This window comes from Protofrankia sp. CiT1 (assembly GCF_917627335.1).
Lineage (GTDB): Bacteria > Actinomycetota > Actinomycetes > Frankiales > Frankiaceae > Protofrankia.
In genome coordinates this window covers 1-5156 of record NZ_CAKJTP010000202.1, presented here as the reverse complement: position 1 = coordinate 5156, position 5156 = coordinate 1, and the positions used below count along the sequence as shown (strand labels likewise).

Sequence of the window (5156 nt, the reverse complement as noted above, 5' to 3'; positions counted from 1 at the left end):
TGACACCGGTCTCGGGCTGGCCGCAGCCTTTGACCGGCTGGCCAGAATCGGTGGTTCGCTCGCCGTCGCCCCCAACGACGACGATGGTGTCACCGTCCAGGCATGGGTACCGGCATGACCGGCCGAGTCATACGAGTCCTCGTCGCCGATGACCACCCCATCGTTCTCGACGGCGTGACGCTCGCGCTGCAGAACACCTCCTCCATGCGGATCGCCGGCTACGCGCGCACTGGTCGCGAGACAATCAGCGCCGTGCAGGAGTTCCACCCGGACGTGGTTCTCCTCGACCTTCGCCTGCCCGACATGTTGGCCCCAGAAGTGATTCAGGAGCTACGTGCGCAGCATTCCGCCCTGAAAATCATTCTTTTTACCGCTCACCCCGATCACGCCGCGCTCAATTCGGCCATGGCTGCGGGTGGTCACGGAATAGTCGTCAAAGACACCGAACGCACGGATCTCGTCGACGCCATCCGTCGAGTGGCGGCCGGTGAGCGCGTCATCTTCTCCGACCTCGGGCAGGACGGCCTTCTCCTGGTCAACCGAAAACTGCGCGAACACGGCCTGACTCGACGCGAGTACGACATCCTGCGGCATGTCGCCATGGGCGAAACGAATCCTGAGATCGCCTCCGCGCTTGGCCTGACTCGTAATACCGTCAAGACGTACCTGCAACGCACCTTGGAAAAACTCGGCGCGCGCAACCGTGTCGAGGCCCTCAGCCGCGCCAACCAACTCGGCATCCTGTAGCACGGCCGCCCGCCAACCCGTTTTCCGCACATGTCGCATCGCTGCCGGTCAGCACATTGCCATGGTCGCCACTCCTGGCGATCACCGCGGGTCGGCAAGGATGATGTGCGGAAGACGGGACTGAGCGATCGTCGAGTCTACGCCCCAACAGCCGTGTCACGCCCGGTGTTGTTCTGTCACTACCCAGACGCCAGCCGTCACCTGACTCTATCCACGTCGCGACCAGGTCCGCGGCCTCGGCGGCCGGGCACTCTGTCCTGTCGACAGGGCACATTCGCAGCGCCGCAAGCGGCGACCGTTGTCCTGCGTCCAGCCGCGCCCGATCCCACGGTGGCCGGCCCATCGGCGCACCCGGATGCCTGATCCGCCCAGGGCACCCATGAAGCCCTGCCGCCACTTCACGAACAAAAGATCAATAAGCGGTAATGTCACCACTCCGACAGCCAGGAAGTGAACGCACCGACGGCCGCCCCGCGTGTTTTACGTGAAAGCGCGTAGACACCAGGAGGAAGTAATGCGAGGGAAGACAATACTACCGGTGCTGGCGTTGGCACTGGCCGGCACGCTCAGTGCCTGCGGGAGTTCCGAAAGCTCCCAGAGCGCTTCAGCGCCGAGCACCGCTGCCGCTTCCGCCACCCAGGCGGCAGAATGGTCCGCCACTACGTCCGCCAATGCCACGGCCGGCTCGACCAAGGACGCTCCCGTAGGTATCCGCCAGACCTCACTCGGACGTACCCTCGTCACCCCCGCCGGCAGGACGTTGTACAGCTTCGACAAAGACAAGGGCAGCAACACCAGTAGCTGCACCGCAGCCGACTGCGTCGCCAAGTGGCCGCCGCTGCTCCTGGGGTCACCGGGCGATGTGACGGTCTCCGGGCTGGCGAAGCCCGTCGGTACGATCGTCCGTCCCGACGGCGGAATACAAGCAACGTACCGTGGCTTGCCGCTCTACACCTTCGCGGGCGACAGCGCCGCGGGCGACACCAAGGGCGACGGCGTCGGCGGCATCTGGCACGCCGTCACCCTGCCGGCCGCCGCGAGCGCAACGCAGGCCGCCACCGCTGACAGCGGCAGCGGTGGCGGCAGCAGCTACTGACCAACGATTTCGCGCGATCCGCAGCTCGAACGTGCCTGTTCAGCGCAGGCTCAGCTACCCGTACCGCGGTCAGGCCACCTCGTGCCGCAGCGGAATGTAACAGTCAGTGGAGTGGGCGGCGGGAATCTCACCCGCCGCCCACTCGCGGGGGTGGCTGCGAACTGGCGCATGCCTGATTTTGCGAACATTTTGTCCTATAATTCCCCTGGCGTATCAGTCAGCCCACTGACCGGACTACCTGTCCAAACAGTATGACCGCTACGCCATCGCCAACCATGGCCACCGTAAGAATCAACAGTACCGGTGAACAGAAGCCACAAGCCCGGGGAGATGGGCGTCAAGCGCCTCCCTGTGGATGCTGACAAACGCGTAATCGTGAGGCGCCCCATGCGCACGGCCACGCCATGGAACAGGTCCATGCACCGTCGCAGAGCACGCACCCGGCCCCCACGACACCATGCTCGGCACAGGCCACCCAGGCCAGCTCTGTCTCGATGAGCGGCCGGAGGATTCCCGGCCCAGGGCCCATCAGCGGCCGCCAGCCCGCCCTGGCCAGCATCCACCTACTTTCAGTCACGACATGAACGCTGTTGAGGCTACGATCTTCTTCATCGTATGCGGACAGCCTCCTCGTCCCCGCCGAGAGCCGCCTGTTCCAGCATCACCGATTCGGCCCCGAGGGCCTCTGCGCCATCCGCTGGAGACGCACACCGTTCTTTCTTTGTCGGGCACGGTTTCTCACCGATCGCGCAGCCCAGCGAGAGAAGGACGCGCTCTTATGGCGACCCATCGCACAGCGATCACACCCACGATCGCGTCAGGAGAACCCGTTTCTGATGCTGACCGATGCCCTGGCATGGTATACCTGGCCAATCCTGCACGCATGGTCGACGGGCGCACAAATGATCAAGAAACGAGCCTGGAGAAGCCCACGCGGCCTTACCTACCATAGCTGCCGGAGAACTGCCCCTGACCACGGCGGCCATCGAGGACTCCTCCCCGACACGTTGATCGTCGGACTACGTCCATTCGCCGATATAGAGTTACGCCGGGTAGGATAATTTCCGGACGGAGGCGCGGCGTTGACGACCTACTTCGTCGGCAGCCGTTTCCTGGCGTTCAGCCGCCTCTGCCGGGCCTGGATACGCACTGAACAGCGCCGTACCACACGCGTCGTCCTCACCATCCAGGCTGCTCTCCGCGGCTCAACGAAGCCCGCCGAGCTCCCCCGCGCCACGATCTTTCACAAGAGGCCGCAGGACCCCCAGCCGCCCCGGGACAGGGGTATACCACTGTGTCGTTGAGCGCACCAGGCTATTCCCATGTCGAGATCACGAGGATTATCAACGATGTGGCCACGGCTCGCGCCATGGCCAGCCTCCTGCACCACCATCGCAAGCCGCTGAAAAGAAGGGGACAGGCAATGACTACCGACGACATTCACCCGCTCCCTGCTACGTCCTTTCTCCGTGATGACCTCAGTCTCCGGATCCAGACCCACTCGCCCACCGCGACGAAAACGCAGGGAGAACTGGCCGAGCCGGCAACGGTGGGCGCCATCAGCTCTCGGTTGGCCGGGGCGGACCTGTCCGGCGCTCAGCTCGCCGGGGCCGACCTGTCCGGCGCCTGCCTGTTCGGGGCGAACCTGTCCAACACCATGCTGGCCGGGGCCGACCTGTCCAACACCATGCTGGCCGGGGCCGACCTGTCCGACAGCATGCTGGCTGGGGCGAACCTGTCCGGCGCCCGCCTGTTCGATGCGGAGCTGTCCGGCGCTCAGCTCGCCGGGGCGGACCTGTCCGGCGGGCAGCTCGCCGGGGCGGACCTGTCCGGCGGGCAGCTCGCCGGGGCGGACCTGTCCGGCAGCCAGCTCGCCGGGGCGGACCTGTCCGGCAGCCAGCTCGCCGGGGCGGACCTGTCCGGCGCCCGCCTGTTCGGGGCGAACCTCACCGGCGCCCGCCTGTTCGGGGCGAACCTGTCCGACGCCCAGCTCGCTGGGGCCGACCTGTCCGGCGCCCGCCTGTTCGGGGCGAACCTCACCGGCGCCCGGCTGGCCGGGGCGACCCTCACCGGCGCCCGGCTGGCCGGGGCGAACCTCACCGGCAGCCAGCTGGAGCGGGCTGACCTGTCCGGCGTCCAGCTGGACAGGGCGACCCTCACCGAGACGACCCTCACCGACGCCCGCCTGTTCGGGGCGAACCTCACCGGCGCCCAGCTGGACCAGGCGAACCTCGCAGGCGCATGGTGGTCACCGGATACACGCTGGCCGAACTCCGAATGGGCGCGACGCATGTGGGAGGCCTCGGGGGAGGTATCCCCTCGCGTTTTCCGGGTTCGGTTGGCTCCGGGCCAGGAACTCACCGGCTCCCTGTCCCTGACCTGACGCGGCAATCTGTCTGGCACGACAGTTCGATCATCCTATACCCGTGATCGACAGGGGTCGCCCGCGCCAGCTCCTCGGGGCCGGCAGCCAGGTAGACGCCACCAGCTGTTCACCCCGGACCCAATGGTTCGGCCCGGGGCTCCGGCCAAGCTCCACGGCGAGGAAACAGCTCCTCCCGCTTTGCCATATAATGATCTTTATATTGTCCTGTGGCCAGAGCTTCGGCCCGGCTGGCGCACCGCATGAGCGGAGCACGCGCCGCGCTCCGGAGGTCCTGTGTTCATAGGGGCAGGGATGCCGACGGTTGCGTCAGGGCCGGGAAGAGACCGTCACCGGGGCCACGCCTAGCCGCGATTGCGCAAGGTCGCGCGGACGGGCCGGCCGCTCCCGTCATCCCTCCTCCAGAGCCTGGATCTCCCTCGTGGTCTCCCGCAACCGGCAGGACAGGCTCCGCGCGATCGCCCGGAAAATGGCATCCCCCGCCCCCGGATGGCATTTCAACAGCAGCTCGAAGGCCACCGTCGACAGCACCTCACAGACCGTGATCCCAGCGGAAACGATACGAGTCGTCCGCACACCACCATCGACGATCGCGAGCTCACCGAAGGCGCTTCCAGCAGACACCGTCTTGAGCCGGAACCAACGGTTCCCACCCGCGCTTACCTCGATGTTCGCCAGCCCTCGAGTGACGAAGTAAAGCGCATCCGCCGGATCACCCTCGTCATACACGACCTCACCCTGGTCATAGGTGCGGACCTCCGTAGCCGCCCGGATGAAGGCCATCTCCTCGGCACCGAGCTCAGCCAACAGCTCCTGGGCGTCCAGCGGCACGTGGCCCGTCGGCGGAAGGGCCGCCAGGTCCTCCTGCAACAGCTCCTCTTCAGCCCATTCCAGCGCCGTCTCGGTATCCCGCAGCCGCCGCGTCGACCC

At 66.4% G+C, this 5156-nt stretch carries 4 protein-coding genes; 3 read left to right on the top strand and 1 reads right to left on the bottom strand.

Annotated elements, in window-relative coordinates:
• Positions 1-102: 102 nt before the first annotated feature.
• The 3 genes from MJ785_RS19825 (at position 103) to MJ785_RS22055 (ending at position 4226) form a co-directional block, all read left to right on the top strand.
• Positions 103-747 carry a response regulator transcription factor gene (locus MJ785_RS19825; protein ID WP_239382215.1) on the top strand — a complete coding sequence of 215 codons (645 nt, stop codon included), beginning with the start codon at positions 103-105 and terminating at the stop codon, positions 745-747.
• Between the two features lie 514 nt (positions 748-1261).
• Entirely contained in the window at positions 1262-1843 is a 582-nt protein-coding gene (locus MJ785_RS19820) for a hypothetical protein (protein WP_239313683.1), read from the top strand.
• 1423 nt (positions 1844-3266) lie between these two features.
• A complete protein-coding gene (locus tag MJ785_RS22055; RefSeq protein ID WP_305039925.1) occupies positions 3267-4226 on the top strand; it encodes a pentapeptide repeat-containing protein in 960 nt (319 codons plus the stop codon).
• Positions 4227-4616: 390 nt separating this feature from the next.
• Here MJ785_RS22055 and MJ785_RS19800 read toward each other — a convergent pair.
• On the bottom strand, positions 4617-5156 hold a 540-nt coding region (locus MJ785_RS19800; protein ID WP_239382213.1), incomplete at its 5' end, for a Crp/Fnr family transcriptional regulator.

What these genes read in the sequence shown, in the direction of transcription:
- MJ785_RS19825 (WP_239382215.1), top strand. Translation starts at nt 103, where the DNA reads ATGGGTACCGGCATGACCGGCCGAGTCATACGAGTCCTCGTCGCCGAT.
- MJ785_RS22055 (WP_305039925.1), top strand. Translation starts at nt 3,267, where the DNA reads ATGACTACCGACGACATTCACCCGCTCCCTGCTACGTCCTTTCTCCGT.
- MJ785_RS19820 (WP_239313683.1), top strand. Translation starts at nt 1,262, where the DNA reads ATGCGAGGGAAGACAATACTACCGGTGCTGGCGTTGGCACTGGCCGGC.